The sequence below is a fragment of the Rhodococcus coprophilus NBRC 100603 genome, from assembly GCF_001895045.1.
GTDB classification, from domain to species: domain Bacteria; phylum Actinomycetota; class Actinomycetes; order Mycobacteriales; family Mycobacteriaceae; genus Rhodococcus; species Rhodococcus coprophilus.
In genome coordinates, this window is the sequence record NZ_BDAM01000005.1 from 206,183 (window position 1) to 226,605 (window position 20,423).

The window sequence follows — 20,423 nt, forward strand, 5'->3', positions numbered from 1 at the left end:
CTGATCAGTTGCAGAACGCAGGAACCAAGCAGGGGACCGCCGGCAACTCGGGCAGCACCGGCAGAGGCACCGGCGGCAGGGCCGGAATGCCGCCTTCGGCACCGTCTTCGCCGGTTCCACTCGACGTGTCCCCGGGTGTGGCCGGGTCTGCTTGGGGAGAGCCGGGAACGGCCAGGGCAGGTGCCGGCGCGGCGATGTCGGACGCTGCCGGTACGGGCCGCGCGGGCGGCGGCGCCATCGCGGCCTCCGCGACCTCGGCGCCCTTCGCGTAGGTGGCCGACCACTCCCGCACATTCGCCAGATACTCCGGCGAAGCGTCGAACAGTGCGACCGCGCGTGCCTCGCCGTCGGGTTCCCGCAAACGCGCGCCGTCCGCGCACATCCACGCGCTCGCCGCCAGGGTCGCGTCGAAGACGTTCTGGGCGTCCGTGGTTCCGTCCGCGTTTCCGTCGGCGCGATGCGTCTCCCACGCGGCGGCGGGCAGCAGCATGGGGCCGAGCGCTCCGCCGGGCGCGACCTTGGGGGTGGTCAGCGTCCCGAGGATGTCGGTGCGGCCCCCGTCGGCATGCTCCGACGCCAGGCGGCCGACGGCGGCGAGCAGGTGCCACGGCAAACCGCATTCCGGACTGTCCACGGCCATCTGCATCTCGGCGGCCCGGTACGCGTAGTAGACGAGTTCCGGTATCGCAGCGGGCCCCTCACCGAAGATCGACGTTGCGCCCGCGCCCGCCGGGGCGGGTGGATGTTGCAGCACCGGGTCGGACGGCTCGGCCGGACTCCGGAAACTGGCCGGCGAAGCAGGATCGGCGGGCAGCACGCCCACGAGAGTCGGCGGAACTTCCAGCGACGCGGACGTACTGTCCGGGATCTCCTCGGCGACGCTCGGTATCGCCGACGAGGCCGTCGCGACCAGCCCGGCCGCCACGACCATCGGGACCGCCAATGCCGCTGTCCATCGCACCCGACCGCCCCCTTGTGTGTTCGTGTGCCACATCGCTTCTTGTTGTGACGAACGTTACAGAACCGGGTCGGCTCTTGGGTAATTCCCGGTATCAGCGGCGAGGGGCGCGGCCCTTGCCCGATCCGGACCCCGACTCGTCCTCGTCTTCGTCGACCAGCAACGATCTGAGATCGTCGAGTTCGCGTCGCAGGTAGTCGCGGGTCGCCACTTCGCCTACGGCGAGGCGCAGAGCAGCGAGTTCGCGTGCGAGGAACTCGGTGTCCGCCTTCGTCTGCTCGGCCCGGGCCCGGTCTTCCTCGAGCGACACCCGGTCGCGGTTCTCCTGACGGTTCTGAGCCAGGAGGATCAGCGGCGCGGCATACGCAGCCTGGGTCGAGAACGCGAGATTGAGCAGGATGAACGGGTAGGGGTCCCATCGCCCGACGAGCGCGGTCATGTTCAGGGCGATCCACACCACCACGAAAATGGTCTGGATCGCCAGATACCGCCCGGTGCCGAGGAAACGTGCGACGCGTTCGCTGACCCGTCCGACTGCTTCCACATCGAAGTTCCAGCGGAACCGGGAGGACTGCGGTGTCTCGAGGCGCGAGCGGCCCTGTGTGAGTCGGTCACTCATCCTCGGTCTCCTCGTCACGCCAGTCCTCGGGCAGCAGATGGTCGAGCACGTCGTCGACACTCACCGCACCGAGGAGGTGCTGCTCGTCGTCGACCACCGGCCCGCACACCAGGTTGTAGGTCGCGAAGTATCGGGTGACGGTCGTCAGCGCGTCGCCGGGATCCAGACGCGGCAGATCGTTGTCGATGATGCCGCCGATCAGAGTCGCGGGTGGTTCGCGCAGCAATCGTTGCAGGTGGACGCAGCCGAGGTATTTGCCCGTCGGGGTCGCGGTGGGGGGCCGCACCACGAATATCATCGACGCCAGCGCCGGCGTCAGATCCGGGTGCCGTGCCCGCGCGAGAGCCTCGGCGACGGTTGTTGCCGGACTGAGCACGACCGGCTCGGGGGTCATCAGACCGCCGGCGGTGTCGGGGGAGTGCTCGAGCAGTCGCCGCACGGGCTCGGAGTCCTCCGGATCCATTCGCTGCAGGAACGACTCCGCGTCCGTCTCCGGCAACTCGCCGAGCAGGTCGGCGGCGTCGTCGGGATCCATCGCCTCGAGCACCGAAACCGCACGGTCGACACCCAGTTCGGTGAGCAGTTCGGTCTGGTCGTCGGACGGGAGTTCCTGGACGATGTCGGCAAGCCGCTCGTCGTCGAGTGCGACGGCGACTTCGGTGCGCCGCTTCGCCGGCAGGTCGCGCAAGGAATTGGCGACGTCGGCGGGCCGCATGTCCTCGAACTGCATGAGCAATTGCGCGACACCCTGGCCGGGCATGGACAGCGCCTGCTGTGTGAGTCCGTGCACGTGGGGCCATTCGACGACGTGGATCGGTGCCCGCCGGGCGAGCCGACCACGCTGCCGGCGCACCGCGACCCGCGCCACCACCCAGTCCCGGGTGCGCGTCAGTTCGATGCCGAGGTCCACCACGACGGTGTCCACACCCATCAGATCCGGCAGTTCCGGATCCTCGACACGCACCTTCGAATCGACCACCTGCGCCAGCGCGAGCACCTCGGACGGACGTTGCGTGAAACGCCGCAGACTCACGTTGCCGGTCACCAACGTCACCGACCCCGGTTCGATCGCCGTCACCCGCAGCATCGGGACGAAGATCCGCTTTCGCGTGGGCAGCTCCACGACGAGCCCCAGTACCCGTGGCGGTTGGCGACCGATCCGGATGGTGAGTACGACGTCGCGCACGCGACCTATCGATTCGCCGTCGGGCCCGAGGACCACCAGACCCGTGAGCCTGGCGACGAATACCTTGCTCACTGCTGCCAAGAGGTCACTCCCAACCGTTTCGGTGTGCCGTACGGAGCCCAGCATAAAAGCGGCCCCGAGCGGTGTGGACACACCGTCCAGGGCCTCGGCCCGTCGCGAAAAGAACATCCGCCGCGAGCCGCATGAACCGTAGTCATCGTACGCACCGAGCGCACTGCTCCCACTGCGCTCGGACGGGATCGGTGAATCCGCCTCCGATCGCCGGGTTTGCCGCAGTCGACTATTGCCGGGGCCAGGGCATTTCTCATCGGCGGCGGCGGGATCTACGCCGTCCTGTGGATCTACGGCCTGCTGATCGACAAGGACAGCGCGGCGAACTTCGTTCCGCTCAACAACGCGGACGATTGGCTGCACTTCGTACTGGCGGTCGCGATGATCGCCCTCGGGGTGCTGCTGGTACCGCGCCGACGCGCGGTCTAGCAGGCGAGCACTGTCAGCGGGTCGACCCCGAAGCCGGCCCGCTGACAACCGACCGCCGGAATCACCGAGCGCTAGCATGATCGACACCACGGGCTCGCCGCCCGCGGCTCGTGTGTTTCCCGAACGTGGAGGTCGGTCCGGTCATGTCGTTTTCCTACAGGCCCCGGCGGTCGGTGCTGGCCGTTCCCGGCAGCAGCCGAAAGATGATCGACAAGGCCAAAGGGCTCCCCGCGGACGAGATCTTCCTCGATCTCGAGGATGCGGTGTCGCCCCTCGCCAAGGAGGAGGCCCGGACGACCGTCGTCGAGGCGCTCGCCGAAGACGGATGGGGTGACCAGCTGAAGGTGGTCCGAGTGAACGACTGGACGACCGACGCCACCTACCTCGATGTCGCGACCGTCGTCGGCGGCGCCGGTGCGAACCTCGATGCGATTCTGCTGCCGAAGGTTCCGGACGCGAGTCATGTCCAAGCTCTCGATCTCCTTCTCACGCAGGTAGAAAAGGCCAACGGCCTCGAAGTCGGCCGGATCGGAATCGAACCCCAGATCGAGAATGCTCTCGGCCTCACCAACATCGACGCGATCGCGACCGCGAGTCCGCGCGTGCAAACTCTCGTATTCGGTCCGGCAGATTTCATGGCGAGCATCAACATGCGCACGCTCGTGGTGGGGGAGCAGCCCGACGGTTACGACCGGGGCGACGCGTACCACCACATCCTCATGACGATCCTCATAGCCGCACGCGCCCACGGTCTTCAGGCGATCGACGGCCCCTACCTCCAGATTCGGGACGTGGACGCGTTCCGCCGGTCGGCCCAGCGCAGCGCCGCCCTCGGCTTCGACGGCAAGTGGGTGCTGCATCCCAGCCAGATCGACGCCGCCAACGAGGTGTTCAGCCCGCGACAGCAGGATTACGACAAGGCCGAGATGATCCTCGACGCCTACGAGTGGCACACCTCCGCGGACGGCGGAGCGCGCGGCGCGGCGATGCTCGGCGACGAGATGATCGACGAGGCGAGCCGCAAGATGGCACTCGTGATCTCGGCCAAGGGGCGGGCGGCGGGGATGACGCGCACCGAAACGTTCGAGCCTCCACGTTCGTAGCAGTCGTGTTCACCGACCGGGACCGGGCAGAATGGGCACCGGGCGTGTCGGTGAAGACGGCGCGCGGCCATCGAGAAGGAGCCGAATACTCATGACGAATCCCATCGGACCTGGCGGCCGTCAGGTGCCGGGCCTCCCAGAACCGCCGAGCGGGTGGCCGGTCGGTTCGTATACGACCTATGCCGAGGCGCAGCGCGCTGTCGACCACCTCTCCGATCAGAACTTCTCCGTCGAGGACGTCACCATCGTCGGCGTCGACCTCATGCAGGTCGAGCGGGTGACCGGTCGGCTGACCTGGCCGAAGGTGATCGGCGGCGGAATCGTCTCCGGCGCGTGGCTCGGTGTGTTCTTCGGTCTGCTGCTGGGAATCTTCTCCACCGACTTCCTGGGTCCGCTCCTGGTCGGTCTCGTCGGCGGCATCATCTTCGGCCTGATCTCGGCGTCGATCCCCTACGCCGCGACCCGCGGACAGCGCGACTTCTCCTCGACGATGCAACTCGTGGCGGGGCGGTACGACGTGCTGTGCAAGCCGCGCACGGCGGAGCAGGCCCGCGACCTGCTGGCCAAACTCGCCCTGTAATTCAGCGGCGCGCGGGGTCGGGCAGCCTCCTGTTGCCGAGATTCCGGGTCGCCGGGTCTCGGTGCGGGGCTGCACCGGGCTCGTCGCCGCCCTAGTGTCGGTCCTATGCGCGATCTCGACTCGGTGGCCGACAAGCTCTACGGTCTGGACCCCGGTGACTTCGTGTCCGCCCGCAGCGAATGCGCAGCGGAGGCCCGTCGGGCGGGCAACCGTGAACTCACCGCCGCGATCGGCCGGTTGCGGAAGCCGACCGTCGCGGCGTGGATGGTCAACCTCCTCGCGCGCGAGCGTGCCGACGAACTCGCTGCACTGCTGGATCTCGGTGATTCTCTGCGCGCCGCGCAGCGACGACTGTCCGGCAGCGACATCCGGGCACTGTCGGCGCAACGACGCCGGGTCGTGACGGCGCTCGAGCGGGCGGCTGCCGACCTTGCCGACGAACGCGGGCGGCACGCCACCGAGAGTGCGCTGAGGGAAGTCGGCCAGACACTCAATGCCGCGCTCGCGGACCCTGGCGTGGCCGACGAGGTTCGCGCGGGACGGCTCGCCTCCATCGTGGAGCACAGTGGGTTCGGCGACCTGTCGTCTGTGCCGTTGACGCTCGTACCGGATTCGGCCGACGGCGACGCCGAGCGCAAGGCGCCCGAGCGGTCGAAAACTCGGGTGAGACGAAGTTCCGAAGACAAACCCGACCGCGATACCGAGCGGGAGAAGTCGGGCAAAGCAAGCAAGGCCGAGCGCAACCAGGCCGAGCGCAGCAAGGCGGAACGTGAGGCGCGGCAGGCGGAGATCGATGCGGTCACAGCCGAGGTCGAAGCAGCGCGCGCGGCCGTCGAGCAGGAACGTTCCGCATCCGGTGATGCCGATGCGGAACTCGAACGGTTCGAGCGGGAGGTCGCCGATCTGCGCCGCAAACTCGAACACGCAGAGCAGCAGCGACAATTCGCGCGCCGCGCCGTAGCCCGTGCGAAGAAGGAGATCACCTCTGCGGAACGAGCGGCCTCGGCCGCCGAGGCGAAGCTTGTGCGCCTGCAGAACTCGACTCGATGACACGCGAAAACTTGTGCTCGGCAGACACATACGTACCTACACCGAAACTTGCCTCTTGCGGAGGTGCCAGGTCGGATAGGGTCCTTGCATGAGTCGAAACGTCGAACCGGAAGTGCGCGTCCTCGAATCCGAGACCGAACGTCTCCAGGCGATGGCTCTGTTCCGGACGGCGATGGTGGGCTTGCCGTCCGTGAACTACCCGGCGGGAAGGATCGACGACTACCTCGAACCCGGCCGGACCTACGGAGCATTCGTCGACGGGGTGCTCGCCGGCACCGTCGATGCCTTCTCTGGTGAGATCGCGCTTCCGGGCGGCGCACGGGTCGGGCATGCCGCAGTCACGCACATCGGCGTGCTTCCCACCCACACCCGCCGGGGAGTGCTCACCGCTCTCGTGCACCGGCAACTTCGCGACGCCCGCGCCGGCGGTGAGGTGATCGCGACCCTTCGTGCTTCCGAAGCGACGATCTACGGCCGATTCGGATTCGGTATCGCCTCGTGGTCTGCGGAAACGGAGATAGACGTGCGCCGTGCGAGCCTGCGACCCGGAGCGCCGGAGGGCGGAGCCGTTCGGCTGGTGTCCGCTCCCGGCCACTGGAGCGTGCTGCGAGACACCTACGCCCGCAATCTGCCTACCCGTCCCGGAACCCTGGACAGGTGGAGTCGCTGGTGGGCTTCGCAGGAACTGCGGGCGGAGTCGAATCCGGGCCCGCAGTACGTAGCCGTGCACGGCGAGGCGGGACATGAGAACGGGTTCGTGCGATACCGGCCGGTCCCCGCAGATCCCCATCAGTGGTTCTCGAGCGACAGCCCTGCCGTCCTCGTCGACGACTTCTTCGCGCCCTCGCCCGAGGCCCACGCGGGTCTTCTGCGCTTCCTGCTGCGACTCGACCTCGTCGACCGCATCAGGTTCGCGGAACTGCCCACCGACGATCCGATGCCGTGGCTGCTGCGCGACCACCGGGCGGTCCGGGTGCGGTCGGTGAGCGACGAGACGTGGCTTCGGATTCTCGACGTGGAACGGGCACTGGCGTGCCGCACCTACGAGGGCACGGGCACGGTGACGATCGGCGTGGTCGACCCGCTGTTCCCGGAGAACGAGGGCACCTACGCGATCTCCTCCGGTGGGGTCGCGCGCTCCGGCGACCCGGCAGATCTGCGGGCCGGCGTGGCGGAGGTCGGATCGGTCCTGCTGGGAGGCGTCACCTGGCGTGAGCTCGCGGCAGCGGGCCGGGTCGAGGTCCGTCACGCGGACGCCGTACCTACGGCAGACGGCCTTTTCGATTGGCCGACGGCGCCGTTCGCGGGAACGTCTTTCTGAGCGCAACCGCTCTCGGAGTCCTCCTCGTGGGGGCAAAGCCCGTTTTGCTCCGGTCGTACGACACCAAGCGATATTGTCAGTTTCGGTGACACAAGTCACTGTCTCGGCGGTGCGGGCGGGGGCGGTATGCGACGGAAGTGGGCAAGGCACGTCACGGCCGGCGCTGTCACGGTTCTCGCCGCGGCGGGCCTGACAGCCTGTGGAAGCGAGAGCAACGGGACCGTTCTCAGCTTCTATACGGCGGCGGACGGCGCCGAGCAGTACGCGCAGGCAGCGGCCGTCTGCACCGAGCAGGCACAGGGGCGTTACTCGGTGGAGCAGAGAACGCTCCCGAAGAACGCCGACGATCAGCGACTGCAGTTGGCGCGGCGTCTCACCGGTGGGGACGCCAGTCTCGATCTGATGACGCTCGACGTGGTCTGGACCGCCGAATTCGCCGAAGCCGGATGGGCTGTACCCCTGCCCCCCGAGATCGCGGCCGACGTGACGGAAGGGACCCTCCGAGGGCCCCTCGAATCCGCTACCTGGCAGGACGTCCTCTACGCCGCACCACTCAACACCAACACGCAGTTGCTTTGGTACCGCAAGGATTTGATGCCGGACGGGCAGCCGCCGCGGACCTGGGACGAGATGATCGACATAGCAAGTGATCTCGCTTCCGAGGGGCTGCCGAGCTGGATCGGGGTCACCGGACGTCAATACGAAGGTCTCATGGTGTGGTTCAACACCCTCCTCGCAAGCGCCGGCGGGTCTGTCGTCGCCGACGACGGTGTCACCGTGACCCTCGCGGACGGCGACGCGGCGGAGACCGCCCTCGACATCATGAAACGGGTGGCGACCGCACCCGGAGCCGACCCGTCGCTGAACCAGGCCGACGAAGCGGCGGTGCGACTGGGGATGGAGAGCGGTCGCACGGCGTTCGAAGTGAACTGGCCGTTCGTGCTGCCGGGGATCCTGGAGAATGCCGCCGACCTGCCGTTCATCGACGAGAACGGCAATGTCACCGCGGTGGACACCGGCAACACGGTCCTCATCGTGGACGGTGAACAGAACTTCCTTCCGGCGCCGTACCCCTCGGTGATTCCTGGTGAGCCGGCGAAAGTCACGATCGGTGGGTTCAACATCGCGGTCGCCCAGACGAGTACTCATCCCGACCTCGCGTTCGAGGCGATGACCTGCCTGCGCAACGAAGAGAATCAGCGCAACAATGCGGTCGCGGGCGGCGTACCCCCGACCCTCGAAGTGCTCTACGACGACCCGGTATTCCAGGAGGCATACCCCGCGTGGCGGGAGGTGCGCGCGAGTCTCGAGAACGCGGCTGTACGCCCCGCTTCGCCCGCATACCAGAGTATTTCGACCTTGGTGACCTCCGTCCTCAACCCGGTGGACAAGATCGACCCGCCGAAGACCGTCGACGAACTCGCCGAACAGGTCCGCAAGGCGGTCAACTCGGAAGGGCTGGTTCCGTGACCGCAGTCGAATCGCAGAAACGCAACGAACAGGACGACAACACTCGTCCGGCGAAAGCGGCTCTGTCCGAGGGGAAGAAGGCCGAGCGGCGTCTCGGCCTCTGGCTTGTCGCACCGGCGGCTCTGGTCATGGTTCTGGTGACCGCCTATCCCGTCGCGTATGCCGTGTGGCTGAGCCTGCAGCGTTACGACCTCCGTTTTCCGGACGACCGGAGTTTCGTCGGCCTGTCGAACTACGGGGATGTGCTCACCGACGCGTTCTGGTGGCAGGCATTCTTCGTCACCCTCGGCATCACCGTCGTCTCGGTCGCCATCGAGTTCGTGCTGGGCCTGGCGCTGGCTCTCGTCATGCAGCGGACCATCCTCGGCAAGGGGCTTGTCCGTACGGTGGTGCTCATTCCCTACGGGATCGTCACCGTCGCAGCCGCTTACAGCTGGTACTACGCGTGGACGCCCGGCACCGGATACCTGGCGAACCTGTTGCCGGACGGCAGTGCTCCGCTCACAGAGCAGTTGCCGTCGCTGGCGATCATCGTGCTCGCGGAGGTCTGGAAGACGACGCCGTTCATGGCATTGCTGCTGCTCGCCGGTCTTGCGCTGGTTCCCGACGACCTGCTCAAGGCCGCGCAGGTGGACGGTGCGGGGGCGTGGACCAGGCTGATCCGCATCATCGTGCCCTTGATGAAGCCGGCGATTCTCGTCGCACTGTTGTTCCGCACGCTCGACGCGTTCCGGATCTTCGACAACATCTACGTCCTGACCCGGGGTTCCAACAACACCGGGTCACTGTCGATTCTCGGCTACGACAACCTCTTCAAGGCATTCAACCTGGGTATCGGCTCTGCGATCAGCGTCCTGATCTTCGTGTGTGTCGCAATCATCGCGTTCGTGTTCATCAAGCTGTTCGGTGCGTCGGCGCCCGGGTCGGACGAAGGGAATCGATGACGATGGCGGACAACCGCAACAAGACCGTGTCGTGGTCCGCGGTGAATGTGCTCGTACTCATCTACGCACTCGTGCCGGTGCTGTGGATCGCCAGCCTGTCGTTCAAGCCGCCCGGCACCATCAAGGACGGCAACTTCATCCCGGAGCAGTGGACCCTCGACAACTATCGCGGCATCTTCAAGACCAACGCCTTCACGAGCGCGCTCATCAACTCGATCGGGATCGGCCTGATCGCGACGTTCATCGCCGTGATCCTCGGGACGATGGCCGCGTACGCCGTCGCGCGCCTCGACTTCCCGGGCAAGAAGGTGCTGGTCGGCGTCGCGCTGCTCATCGCGATGTTCCCGCAGATCTCCCTGGTCAGCCCGCTGTTCGAGATCATGCGCAGCATCGGACTGTTCGATACCTGGGCCGCGCTGATCATCCCGTACATCACCTTCTCGCTTCCGCTGGCGATCTACACGCTCTCGGCGTTCTTCAGGGAGATCCCGTGGGAACTGGAGAAGGCCGCCAAGATGGACGGTGCGACCCCGGCCCAGGCCTTCCGGAAGGTCATCGCCCCGCTTGCGGCACCGGGAATCATCACCGCGGCGATCCTCGTGTTCATCTTCTGCTGGAACGACCTGCTGTTCGCGATCTCGCTGACCTCGACGGAACGCTCGATCACGGCGCCGGCCGCAATCGCGAACTTCACCGGTGCTTCCCAGTTCGAAGAGCCGACCGGTTCCATTGCCGCAGCCGCGATGGTCATCACCATCCCGATCATCGTGTTCGTACTGATCTTCCAACGTCGTATCGTCGCCGGATTGACCTCCGGCGCTGTGAAGGGGTGAGCGTCATGGCCGAGATCGTGCTCGACAAGGTGACGAAGGAATACCCCGACGGTTCCAAGGCTGTCAGCAATGTCGATCTGACGATCGCGGACGGCGAATTCATCATCCTCGTCGGTCCCTCGGGTTGCGGGAAGTCGACGACGCTGAACATGATCGCGGGCCTGGAGGATATCTCCAGCGGTGAACTTCGGATCGCGGGCGAGCGCGTCAACGAGAAGGCGCCGAAGGACCGCGACATCGCGATGGTGTTCCAATCGTATGCCCTGTACCCGCACATGACGGTGCGCGAGAACATCGAATTCCCACTGACTTTGGCGAAGCTTCCGAAGAAGGAGATCGCGGAGAAGGTCGACGAGGCCGCCCGAATCCTCGACCTCACCCAGCACCTCGACCGGAAACCCGCCAACCTCTCCGGTGGACAGAGGCAGCGAGTTGCCATGGGGCGCGCCATTGTGCGTAACCCCAAGGCTTTCCTCATGGACGAGCCGCTGTCCAACCTGGATGCGAAACTCCGGGTCCAGATGCGGACCGAGATAGCCCGGTTGCAGAAGCGGCTCGGGACGACCACCGTGTACGTCACCCACGACCAGACCGAGGCGATGACACTCGGCGATCGGGTGGTGGTCATGCGCGGCGGGATCGTCCAGCAGGTGGGCGCGCCCCAGGACCTCTACGACCATCCCCGGAACCTGTTCGTGGCCGGGTTCATCGGCTCACCCGCGATGAACTTCACCTCGGGACAACTGGAATCAGGGAAGGTACGTTCCGCTTTCGGAGATTTCGCGCTCCCGGAGGATCGGTGGGAGATGGTGCGGCAGCACAATCCCTCCCGTGACGTGGTGCTCGGGATCCGTCCGGAGCACTTCGAGGACGCGGCGCTCCTCGACTCCACGCAACGGGAGAAGGGTGTGACGTTCACGGCGGACGTCGACGTCCTCGAATCGATGGGGTCGGACAAGTTCGCGTACTTCAAGGTGGAAGGCCCCGGCGTGCGGTCGAAGGAACTCGACGAACTCGCCGCGGCGACAGCGTCGGTCGATCTGGCCGGAGGCTCGCTGGTGGCACGCCTGCCCGTCGAATCGCAAGTGGCCAAGGACAAGCCGGTGGATCTGTGGTTCGACCCCGCCAAGGTCGCCCTGTTCGATCAGGAGACCGGCACGAACGTCACCCTTCGACCGTGACGCGCAGCCCCGCGTGCTCCACCGATCATCGGGGATTCTGTCGTCGCAGTCGTTCCACGATTTCGTCGTTCCAGACGTGGCGGCGCACGAGGCGATAGCGTTCGCGCGCGATCCACAGGTATGTCTCTGCCTCCGTCCGGTTCGGCAGGATATCGGCGGCACGCGCCAACGCGACCACGGGCACGAACTCGTCGTCGTACCAGCGTTGCGCGACCTCCTCGCGGGTGAGGAACTCCCCGAGGTCCTGCATCAGCCGAAAACCCCACGCCTCGACCGCTTCGGAGAGTTCGGCGTAGTCCCACGGATCGGTGACCCGCACGGAATCGGCGGCCCCGGCAGGCAGCGGGACGCGGGTGCAGAACATCCGGTAGTGGTCCTTGTGGACGAGATCCGACTGGACGGTGATGCCGTCGCCGGAGATCCGGGTGACGACCTCGGTGACGTAGGCGTCGATGGTGGGGTCGTTCCGGGAGTATGCGATGGACACGCGGTGGTGCCCGTCCTGCACGAAATGCATCGAACCGACCCGATACACAGAGATGGGCGGCATCGCCTCGCCTCGCCTGCGGGCCACGGCGATCCGCTCCCAGCGCTGACGCAGCCGGGCCGAGGTGGGACGGAAACGCCGGTCGAAATCGTCGGTGCGATCCACGCTGCCGACGATCGACGAGACTTCGATGACCTGGAGGCCGAGGGAGCGCTCGCCGACTCTGCCGAGCGCACGAACCACCTCGTCGAACGGCAGGACGGTGTTGACGTCGTCGGGTTCGCGTCGCAGTCTGGCGATCAGCCGGGCGTACTCGGCGCGGCGACGCTGCCGGGCGAAATCGTCCCCGGCATCGGAGACCGGAAACCCGGTGTCGCGCGCCATTCCTCGACGGTACCGGGTGCCGAGTCGCCTCGGGGTGTCCTTCGTGTCGGTGGTCCGTGCGACAGTCGAGTCCGTGACGACCCGGATCCTCACCGTTCGTGAACTCGGTCGCGCCACGCTTGCCCGTCAACATCTGCTGAGGCGTAGCGACCTGTCCGTCACGGAGATGCTGGAGCATCTGATCGGACTCCAGGCGCAGGCGCCGGAGCCCCCGTACTACGCGTTGTGGACGCGGATGCGCGGATTCACCCCCGGCCGGTTGTCGGACCTGCTCGAGTCCCGCCGGGTCGTCCGCATCGCGTTGATGCGCGGCACCGTCTTTGCGGTCACGTCCTCCGATGCCCTGGCTTTGCGGCCGTGGGTGCAGCCGCTGCTGACCCGCGCCCTGCACACCGACGTGCAGTACGCGGCAGGCCTCGCGGGCATCGACCACACGGCGCTGGCCACGCTCGCCGGAGACCTGGTCCGCCACGCGCCGCGTACCGTGCAGGAACTGGGGGTGCTGCTCACCGAGCATTTCCCCGGCCACGACCCGCGCGCACTCGCCTTCGCGGTCCGCGGATTGCTTCCGCTGGTGCAGATCCCTCCACGTGGCTTGTGGGGAAGGTCCGGTCGACCCCGACTCACGCTGCTCGAGCATTGGATCGGACGCGACAGCGGATCGTTGCCGCCGGGCGCCACGGAAGCGGAGACCCTCGTGCGTCGTTACCTGGCCGCGTTCGGCCCCGCGAGCGTGCGCGATGCGCAGGCATGGTCGGGACTTCCGCGGCTCGGCGAGATCTTCGACGCACTGCGACCCGAACTCGTGGTGTTCCGTGACGAGAAGGGCGGCGAACTGTTCGACCTGCCGGACGCTCCCCGCCCCGACGCGTCCACACCGGCACCGGTCCGCATACTCGCTCAGTACGACAACGTGGTGCTCTCCCACGCCGACCGCAGCCGACTGATCTCGGACGCCGATCGTCGCCGGCTCGTGACGAAGAACGGCATCGTGCACGCGACCGCCCTCGTCGGCGGCACGGTGTCGGCATCGGTCCGCCGCACCACGACTCGACAGTCGGCGACACTCGAGGTCACTCCGTGGCGCCGGCTCAGCACCGCGAACCGGTCCGCGATCGAGGCGGAAGGCATGCGTTTGCTGAAGTTCTCGGCGCCCGGCGCGCAAGACCACGAGGTGCGGATCCTGCCGGAGGCGGAAATGTGACACGACGAGACGGCCCCGCGCCGCAGACGGGGGAGCGGACTAGATTGCAGGGGTGACCGATGCCGTGCTCAACGCAGTCCGCACCCATCTCGCCGCCCACCTGTCCGGGCCCGGCGGCGCGGAACCCGAATCCGCGTCGGTGACGTTCCTGGGGCTCGAACCCATCGATGTGCTGCGGTTCGTCAGCCCCGAGACCGGGTTGGTGCGGTTCGCGACACTGGGTTGTTCGCGCCACCCCATGGGCGACCCGACGGCCATGGTCGCCGACCCCACGCGCGGCCCCCGCGCCGAGCTGATCCTGAGTCTGCGCCACGCGGAAGGCATCACCTCCGGTGTTCATCGCACGCTGGCGCTTCTCGCGGCTCTTCCCGCGGTGGAAGGGGTCGTGCTCACCGACGATGCGCTGCTCGACCTCGGTGAGCCGCTCTGGGATGGGGCTCCGTTCACCGCTGTGCTGCTCGAGGCCGGTGACGTGCCGGATCTGGAACTGCCCGAGCCGGCCGATCCGGTCCGATTCTTCGACGCGATCCCCCTCACCGGCACGGAAGCGGCCTGGAAACGGTTGCGCGGCGCCGACGCGCTGCGCGAGGCGTGGACCGAGGCGGGTATCGATCTCCGAGATCCACAGAGAGCACAGGCTCGTCTCTGAGCCGGTGCGTCAACGCGGTACGACGACCCCCACCGGTCCCGCACCGATGCACACACTCAGGCCGGGGGTGGCGGTGCGGACCTGCACGCCCTCGCCGCCGCCGGGCACCCGCACGTACACCGTGCTCGGCCCCGCCGTGACCGCGACCCGAGCGGGCTCGCGCGACGGGAAACCCACCTCGATCTCCCCGTCGGAAGACGCGAGATAGTTCAGCTGTACGGTCCACGTGGCCTCGAGCATCGGGCCGGTGGGCAGCATCGTGGTGATGCCGGGTTCCACGCGCCGTCCGCAGCCCGGTTCGGGTCCGGAATCGACCCAGCGCACGGCCAGCAGATCCGCGGGGACGAGCGCGCCCACCTCGTCGAGCACTCGAAGTTCGGTGGTGCTGCCGGCGATGTCGGAGCGGTCCGGGAGGGCGGCGAACACCGAGGACACCAGGTTGTGCGGGAACGTCACGGGAAGCAGGACCCATACCGACACCGGGTGGTCGAGGACAGCCACGTCGGGGCGAGAGGTCAGGCCGTCGCGAGCGTGCGCGAGGTATTCGCCGGTCGGATTGTCCGTCCAACTGCGGGTGAACGTCACCGTGGACCACAGGGAACTCACGGTGAAGAGCGCCGCGAGCCCGGCGGCGGCCGTCCGCCGGACCGGTACCGGGATCGTCGTCGCGCTCGGCCGGCGCGGTGCTCGCAGCACCAGCGCGGCAGCGATCGCGACCACGACGGCGGAATCGGCGAAGTATCGGAGCGTCTGGGCGAGTTCGTACGTGGTGCCGGGGCCGAACCGGGTGCTTATCATGGCAACCATCGACGCCGCGACGTATGCCGCGGTCGCGGCCCACACGAACCCGGTGCGCTGTCGCCGTCGCAGGCTCCAGGCGAGTGTCCCCAGCAACACGGCCCACGCGACGAACACCAGTGCGGCCGGTGGATCCGCCCACGGCGGCCCGGGGTTCCACCGGGCCCACTGCAAGGGCCCGCCCACCAGAGCGGGGAGCAGCCCGTAAGACAGGCCGTGGATACTCAGGCCGCGTGCCATCTCGGCGGTGGGCGTCCCGAAGCGGGACTCGACGGTCGATACATAGAAGCCGAGCCAGATCGCGAGAATCAACGCCGACGCGAGCCACAGCGGCGCCGCGCGCCGCGCCGCGGTCCGGATCGGGCGGCTCCGGCCGTCGACGCGGTAGGTCAGCGCCAGCGCTGCGAACGCGACGAACGGCACGAGGATCGCCTTCTCGAAGAAGAACAGCGAGAGGGCGGTGACGATCACTCCGCTCACGAGGTGCCGGCGTCGGCCGGTGCGGGCGTATTGCAGGGCATCGCCGGTGACCCAGGCGAGAGCGGCCTGCAGAGGCAGCGAATTGAGTGCGGCAGCCCACCACGCGAACGCGGGCAGGGTCAGGGGGGTGAGCAGATAGAAGAGCAGAGGTGCCCACAGGACGCGCCGCGCTCCGAGCAGCAGCCACAGCACCCGCAGCACCGCGAGCGAGGCGATCGCCTGCCCGAGCACCAGGGTCGTCGCGGCGGGCCACCACTGCAGCGGCGCGAGCGCGGTGGCCAGTCCTGCGACGAGGAAAGCACCGGGCATGAGATGCCCGTCGTGGTCGTACCGTAGGAAGGATTCGGACAGCAGTGGCTCGGTTCCGGCCCGCCCGATGAGAATCAGGTCGTCCCAATAGAACTCGCCGGCTCCCGCGAGCACCGCCCGGATGGTCACCTGCGCCGCGACCAGTACCAGGGCGACGACCAGGACAACCCGGCCACGGTCTTGTGCCCGAAGGTTTTCGGGCTCACGGTCGGAAAGGGTGGTCGTCACAGCCACTTGTTGCGTCGGAATGTGACGAACAGACCCACGGTGATGGCGACGATGACAGCCCAAACGAGGTAGTAGCCGTAATCCCAGTGCAACTCGGGCATCTTGTCGAAGTTCATCCCGTAGATGCCGGCGATCATCGTCGGGACGGCGGCGATCGCGACCCACGCCGAGATGCGGCGCATGTCCGTGTTCTGCTGCACCGTGACCTTCGCGATCGCCGCGTCGAGCAGAGTGCCGAGGGTTTCGTCGAATGCGGCGATGCGGTCGGAGACGGTCGTGTGATGGTCGGCGACGTCGCGGAAGTATCGCCGGACGTCCTTCGGCACGGGGTTGCCGGGCGACCGGATGAGTTGCTGGAGCGGTTCGGCAAGGGGGACGACGGCGCGGCGTAGCTGCACGATTTCGCGTTTGAGGAGGTAGATCTGCTCGACCGCGATGGTGGTGCTCGGGGTGAAGACGACTTCTTCCAGGTCGTCGACGTCGGGTTGCACTGCGGTGGTGACCGCGAGATAGGAGTCGACGACGTGATCGGCGATCGCGTGGAGCACCGCAGCGGGCCCGAGTGCGAGGCGGGACGGATTCTTCTCGAGACTCCTGCGGACCCGCGACAGTTCGGAATGGTCGCCGTGCCGGACGCTGATGACGAAGTCCGGACCGGTGAAGAGCATGATCTCGCCGGTTTCGACGATGTCCTTGGTGGTGGTCACGCTTTCGTGCTCGACGTAGCTCACCGTTCGCAACACGAGGAACAGCAGATCGTCGTAGCGCTCGAGTTTGGGGCGCTGGTGCGCGTGCACCGCGTCCTCTGCCATCAGTTCGTGCAGACCGAACGTTCGGGCGACACTCGTCATCTGCTGCTCGTCCGGTTCGTGCAGACCGAGCCATACGAATCCGGCGCCACGGCTTCGTACCTCTGCGAGAGCGGCGGAGTAGCTGAATGTGCCCGGTTCGCGACGGCCGTCGATGTAGACCGCGCAGTCCACAACGGCCCGTTCGCCGGGCTCGGGTTGCGCCGGGACTCCGGCTTCGGTGGCGGGCACCGGTACGTGCCGTTCCGATCGGGAGGGCAGGTGCGCCATGATCTCCCTTTCTCCGTTGTGGTCGAGCGGCACGAGATGTCGCGCCGTCATGTTAGTCGCCACACCTGACAGACTGGGGGAGTGCGTATCGATCTTCACTCCCATTCCACGGCGTCCGACGGCACGGACAGTCCGTCCGAAATCGTCCGCCGGGCATCCGAGGCAGGGTTGGACGTACTGGCACTGACCGATCACGACACCACGGCAGGGTGGGACGAGGCGGTCGCGGCCATACCTTCCGGACTGCATCTCGTGCGCGGGATGGAAATGTCGTGCACCGGGCGTGGCGAGGACGGGTTGCCGGTCGCGGTGCATCTGCTGGCCTACCTGTTCGATCCGGAGGACCCGGCGTTCATCGTCGAACTCGACCGTCTGCGCGGTGAACGCGTGTCGCGGATCCGGGCGATGGCGGAACGAATGGCCGCGGACGGCCTGCCCATCGACGCCGACGCCGTACTCGCGCAGGCCGGGCCGGCGGCGGGTCGCCCTCACCTGGCGCGGGCGCTCGTCGACGCCGGGGTGGTGGACACCGTCGGGGAAGCGTTCACCGACCTGTTGTCGCCGCGCGGTCGCTACTACGTCTCGAAGGTCGACACTCCGCTCACCGACGCGGTGCAGATGGTGAACGCGGCGGGCGGTGTCACCGTGATCGCCCACGCCCGGGCGCGCGCTCGCGGACGCCTGCTGGCCCTCGATCAGATCGAGGAACTCGCGGAGATCGGTCTGGGCGGGGTCGAAGCCGACCACCCCGACCACAGCGCCGCCGACGCGCAGTCGATGAGGGATCTCGGCGAGCGTCTGGGTTTGTTCGTCACGGGATCGTCGGACTATCACGGGCGGAACAAGGACGTCGCGCTCGGACGGTTCACGACCGATCCCGGTGCCTACGAGGCTCTGCTCGACAGGGCGAAGGGAGTCGAGGTGGTCGCGGGATGAGAGTGCCGGGCACACCGCGTCCGGGTTCCGGACCGGACGACGAATTCGTCGCGGCGCAACGCCATTACGACGACCGTGCGTACTACGGCAGGACGTACGACCGTGGGCAGTACTACGATCGGGCGTACGACCGTGGGCAGTACTACGATCGGGCGTACGACAATGGTGCGCCGTCCGCGCACGCGCGAACGGCGTCGCTGCCGGTACGCACGGGTCGTGTCGTCTCCGGCGTGGTTGCCGGTGCGGTGCTGGTGATGGCGACGGTGGTGCTCGGAGCGCAGTACCTCAGCGGCGAGCGAGGCTTTCCCGGCCCGGGTTCCGTGTCGGTGGCGGCGCATGTGGCCGCGGCCGTCGCGGTGGTACTCGCGCAGATCGTTGCCGACCGGAAAAAGGGCTTGGTATCCATCGCGGCGTCCGGTGTGGTCATCGTCACTGCATCGATTCTGCTGGCGACGCAATGGTGGGGTTGAGTCACCCGTCATTCGGAGCTACCGGCCGGTAGCTCCGGAGAATCCGCAGGAACGGGGTTGCGCGGTACCTTGCGTTACCGCAAACTCACAGGTGAGACCACAAAAAGGTGAAACCTTTGCAATCGATGCCGATTTGATTGTTGGTCTGTAAAGGTGGCAAACTCGCCACCACGACCGAGGCCGGAATCACCATTCCGGTATCGGAAGAAGGATGGCAGAGCCGCTCGAGGGCTTGTCGCCGAGGCCACCCGCCGCGGCGCCATCACGCTCCGGAAGACGTACAGCGTTCCAAAGCCGTAACCATGATCGCGCCCGGATGCTTCATCGAATATGTCCTTGGCGGAGCCCTGTATCTCGGTGTGTCACGCATCGGAATGCAGAGTTCTCGCAGTAACCGAGGCCAACACTGGCCCCGGAACACGCAGGAGTGTCATCGTGTCAATTGTGTCTGATGCACATACCCCCGAGAAGCTCGAGCTGACCGACGAAGAGATCTTCGGCAGCCATGTGGACGGAAAGCTGTCGGTCGAACTCGCCGCGCCCCTCGAGACGCAGCGCGACCTCTCCATCGCGTACACCCCGGGCGTAGCCCAGGTCAGCCGTGCGATCGCTGCCGACGAGACGCTCGCCGCGCGCTACACCTGGACCAGCCGCCTCGTCGTCGTGGTGTCGGACGGCACCGCCGTCCTCGGCCTCGGCGACATCGGCCCCCGTGCCTCGTTGCCCGTCATGGAGGGCAAGTCCGCACTGTTCAAGAAGTTCGCCGGGCTCAATTCCATTCCGCTCGTGCTCGACACGAAGGACCCCGACGCGATCGTCGAAACCCTCGTGCGGCTGCGCCCGAGCTTCGGCGCCGTCAATCTCGAGGACATCTCGGCCCCGCGGTGCTTCGAGATCGAGAAGCGCGTCATCGAGGCGCTCGACTGTCCCGTCATGCACGACGACCAGCACGGCACGGCAATCGTGGCGCTGGCGGCGCTCAAGGGTGCCGTCAAGGTGCAGAACCGCGACATCACCTCGCTGCGTGTGGTCATCTCCGGTGCGGGAGCGGCGGGCGTCGCCTGCGCGAACATCCTCCTCGCAGCGGGGATCGAAGACGTCGTGGTGCTCGATTCGAAGGGCATCGTCTCGTCGGATCGCCCCGATCTGCACCCGATCAAGGCAGATCTCGCCTCCCGCACGAATCCGGCGGACCGCCGCGGCGGACTGATCGAGGCGCTCGACGGCGCGGACGTGTTCCTCGGCGTGTCGGCGGGCACCGTTCCGGAAGAGATCATCGCGACGATGGCCGACAACGCCATCATCTTCGCCATGTCCAACCCGGACCCGGAGATTCACCCCGACATCGCGCGCAAGTACGCGGCCATCGTCGCAACCGGGCGCAGTGACTTCCCCAACCAGATCAACAACGTGCTCGCGTTCCCGGGTGTGTTCCGCGGCGCGCTGGACGCGGGCGCCCGTCGAATCACCGAGGGCATGAAACTCGCAGCAGCCGACGCGATTCTCTCTGTCGTCGCCGACGAACTCTCCGTCGACAAGATCGTGCCGAGCCCGCTGGATCCGCGGGTCGAGCCGGCCGTCGCGGAAGCCGTTGCGGCGGCGGCCAGGGCCGAGGGCGTCGCCTGAGCGAAACGACCCTGTAGGCGACTGCGC

The 20,423-nt window shown here is 67.2% G+C and carries 19 protein-coding genes and 1 pseudogene; 14 read left to right on the forward strand and 6 right to left on the reverse strand.

The annotated features are described in order from the left end of the window. Positions 1-4 precede the first annotated feature (4 nt). The 3 genes from RDCOP1_RS09730 to RDCOP1_RS09740 form a co-directional block, all read right to left on the reverse strand. Positions 5-961 carry a lysozyme family protein gene (locus tag RDCOP1_RS09730; protein WP_072699910.1) on the reverse strand — a complete coding sequence of 319 codons (957 nt, stop codon included), beginning with the start codon at positions 959-961 and terminating at the stop codon, positions 5-7. Positions 962-1,052: 91 nt separating this feature from the next. Then, entirely contained in the window at positions 1,053-1,577 is a 525-nt protein-coding gene (locus RDCOP1_RS09735) for a DUF1003 domain-containing protein (protein WP_072699911.1), read from the reverse strand. Further along, positions 1,570-2,844: a magnesium transporter MgtE N-terminal domain-containing protein gene (locus RDCOP1_RS09740; RefSeq protein WP_072699912.1), complete on the reverse strand. Its 1,275-nt coding sequence runs from the start codon at positions 2,842-2,844 to the stop codon at positions 1,570-1,572. Before RDCOP1_RS09740 ends, RDCOP1_RS09735 begins: the two co-directional genes overlap by 8 nt. A gap of 231 nt (positions 2,845-3,075) precedes the next feature. Here RDCOP1_RS09740 and RDCOP1_RS09745 point away from each other — a divergent pair. The 9 genes and pseudogenes from RDCOP1_RS09745 to RDCOP1_RS09785 form a co-directional block, all read left to right on the forward strand. Beyond that, a pseudogene (locus RDCOP1_RS09745) lies at positions 3,076-3,264 on the forward strand (DUF4383 domain-containing protein); the annotation flags it as partial. A 143-nt stretch (positions 3,265-3,407) separates the two neighbouring features. Further along, the gene (locus RDCOP1_RS09750; RefSeq protein WP_072700398.1) at positions 3,408-4,367 is read left to right on the forward strand and encodes an HpcH/HpaI aldolase/citrate lyase family protein; all 960 of its coding nucleotides are present in this window, start codon (positions 3,408-3,410) and stop codon (positions 4,365-4,367) included. A gap of 91 nt (positions 4,368-4,458) precedes the next feature. Beyond that, positions 4,459-4,947 (forward strand): general stress protein, encoded by a 489-nt coding sequence (locus RDCOP1_RS09755; protein ID WP_072699913.1) that lies wholly within the window; start codon positions 4,459-4,461, stop codon positions 4,945-4,947. A gap of 105 nt (positions 4,948-5,052) precedes the next feature. After that, positions 5,053-5,997 carry a hypothetical protein gene (locus tag RDCOP1_RS09760; RefSeq protein WP_072699914.1) on the forward strand — a complete coding sequence of 315 codons (945 nt, stop codon included), beginning with the start codon at positions 5,053-5,055 and terminating at the stop codon, positions 5,995-5,997. An 88-nt stretch (positions 5,998-6,085) separates the two neighbouring features. Continuing rightward, positions 6,086-7,318, forward strand: coding sequence for a GNAT family N-acetyltransferase (locus RDCOP1_RS09765; RefSeq protein WP_072699915.1), 1,233 nt, complete (start codon positions 6,086-6,088; stop codon positions 7,316-7,318). Positions 7,319-7,444: 126 nt separating this feature from the next. Continuing rightward, on the forward strand, positions 7,445-8,788 hold the full coding sequence (locus RDCOP1_RS09770; RefSeq protein ID WP_072699916.1) for an ABC transporter substrate-binding protein: 1,344 nt from the start codon (positions 7,445-7,447) through the stop codon (positions 8,786-8,788). Between the two features lie 62 nt (positions 8,789-8,850). Further along, a complete protein-coding gene (locus RDCOP1_RS09775) occupies positions 8,851-9,732 on the forward strand; it encodes a carbohydrate ABC transporter permease (RefSeq protein ID WP_169848876.1) in 882 nt (293 codons plus the stop codon). 2 nt (positions 9,733-9,734) lie between these two features. Then, positions 9,735-10,565, forward strand: coding sequence for a carbohydrate ABC transporter permease (locus tag RDCOP1_RS09780; protein ID WP_111731585.1), 831 nt, complete (start codon positions 9,735-9,737; stop codon positions 10,563-10,565). A 5-nt stretch (positions 10,566-10,570) separates the two neighbouring features. Further along, the gene (locus RDCOP1_RS09785) at positions 10,571-11,746 is read left to right on the forward strand and encodes an ABC transporter ATP-binding protein (RefSeq protein ID WP_072700400.1); all 1,176 of its coding nucleotides are present in this window, start codon (positions 10,571-10,573) and stop codon (positions 11,744-11,746) included. Positions 11,747-11,771: 25 nt separating this feature from the next. Here RDCOP1_RS09785 and RDCOP1_RS09790 read toward each other — a convergent pair whose 3' ends face one another. Then, positions 11,772-12,617 carry a chromosome partitioning protein ParB gene (locus RDCOP1_RS09790; RefSeq protein ID WP_072699919.1) on the reverse strand — a complete coding sequence of 282 codons (846 nt, stop codon included), beginning with the start codon at positions 12,615-12,617 and terminating at the stop codon, positions 11,772-11,774. Between the two features lie 73 nt (positions 12,618-12,690). On the opposite strand from RDCOP1_RS09790, the gene RDCOP1_RS09795 reads away from it, so the two are divergent. Continuing rightward, a complete protein-coding gene (locus RDCOP1_RS09795; protein WP_072700401.1) occupies positions 12,691-13,821 on the forward strand; it encodes a winged helix DNA-binding domain-containing protein in 1,131 nt (376 codons plus the stop codon). Positions 13,822-13,873: 52 nt separating this feature from the next. Continuing rightward, the gene (locus tag RDCOP1_RS09800) at positions 13,874-14,470 is read left to right on the forward strand and encodes a suppressor of fused domain protein (protein WP_072699920.1); all 597 of its coding nucleotides are present in this window, start codon (positions 13,874-13,876) and stop codon (positions 14,468-14,470) included. Between the two features lie 9 nt (positions 14,471-14,479). Here the strand turns inward: RDCOP1_RS09800 and RDCOP1_RS09805 are convergent, their stop codons facing one another. After that, complete coding sequence (locus RDCOP1_RS09805) at positions 14,480-16,291, reverse strand: hypothetical protein (RefSeq protein WP_371836819.1); 1,812 nt, start codon at positions 16,289-16,291, stop codon at positions 14,480-14,482. Next, a complete protein-coding gene (locus RDCOP1_RS09810; protein WP_072700403.1) occupies positions 16,282-17,364 on the reverse strand; it encodes a magnesium and cobalt transport protein CorA in 1,083 nt (360 codons plus the stop codon). Before RDCOP1_RS09810 ends, RDCOP1_RS09805 begins: the two co-directional genes overlap by 10 nt. Before the next feature lie 81 nt (positions 17,365-17,445). On the opposite strand from RDCOP1_RS09810, the gene RDCOP1_RS09815 reads away from it, so the two are divergent. From RDCOP1_RS09815 to RDCOP1_RS09825, 3 genes are all read left to right on the forward strand, one after another. Further along, positions 17,446-18,300 (forward strand): PHP domain-containing protein, encoded by an 855-nt coding sequence (locus RDCOP1_RS09815; RefSeq protein ID WP_072699922.1) that lies wholly within the window; start codon positions 17,446-17,448, stop codon positions 18,298-18,300. Continuing rightward, entirely contained in the window at positions 18,297-18,770 is a 474-nt protein-coding gene (locus tag RDCOP1_RS21760) for a hypothetical protein (RefSeq protein WP_231922979.1), read from the forward strand. Before RDCOP1_RS09815 ends, RDCOP1_RS21760 begins: the two co-directional genes overlap by 4 nt. Before the next feature lie 435 nt (positions 18,771-19,205). Then, positions 19,206-20,396, forward strand: a complete 1,191-nt coding sequence (locus RDCOP1_RS09825; protein WP_072699923.1) for an NAD(P)-dependent malic enzyme — start codon at positions 19,206-19,208, stop codon at positions 20,394-20,396. Positions 20,397-20,423: the final 27 nt, after the last annotated feature.

What these genes read in the sequence shown, in the direction of transcription:
- RDCOP1_RS09750 (WP_072700398.1), top strand. Translation starts at nt 3,408, where the DNA reads ATGTCGTTTTCCTACAGGCCCCGGCGGTCGGTGCTGGCCGTTCCCGGC.
- RDCOP1_RS09735 (WP_072699911.1), bottom strand. Translation starts at nt 1,577, where the DNA reads ATGAGTGACCGACTCACACAGGGCCGCTCGCGCCTCGAGACACCGCAG.
- RDCOP1_RS09770 (WP_072699916.1), top strand. Translation starts at nt 7,445, where the DNA reads ATGCGACGGAAGTGGGCAAGGCACGTCACGGCCGGCGCTGTCACGGTT.
- RDCOP1_RS09755 (WP_072699913.1), top strand. Translation starts at nt 4,459, where the DNA reads ATGACGAATCCCATCGGACCTGGCGGCCGTCAGGTGCCGGGCCTCCCA.
- RDCOP1_RS09780 (WP_111731585.1), top strand. Translation starts at nt 9,735, where the DNA reads ATGGCGGACAACCGCAACAAGACCGTGTCGTGGTCCGCGGTGAATGTG.
- RDCOP1_RS09765 (WP_072699915.1), top strand. Translation starts at nt 6,086, where the DNA reads ATGAGTCGAAACGTCGAACCGGAAGTGCGCGTCCTCGAATCCGAGACC.
- RDCOP1_RS09790 (WP_072699919.1), bottom strand. Translation starts at nt 12,617, where the DNA reads ATGGCGCGCGACACCGGGTTTCCGGTCTCCGATGCCGGGGACGATTTC.
- RDCOP1_RS09785 (WP_072700400.1), top strand. Translation starts at nt 10,571, where the DNA reads ATGGCCGAGATCGTGCTCGACAAGGTGACGAAGGAATACCCCGACGGT.
- RDCOP1_RS09810 (WP_072700403.1), bottom strand. Translation starts at nt 17,364, where the DNA reads ATGGCGCACCTGCCCTCCCGATCGGAACGGCACGTACCGGTGCCCGCC.
- RDCOP1_RS21760 (WP_231922979.1), top strand. Translation starts at nt 18,297, where the DNA reads ATGAGAGTGCCGGGCACACCGCGTCCGGGTTCCGGACCGGACGACGAA.
- RDCOP1_RS09760 (WP_072699914.1), top strand. Translation starts at nt 5,053, where the DNA reads ATGCGCGATCTCGACTCGGTGGCCGACAAGCTCTACGGTCTGGACCCC.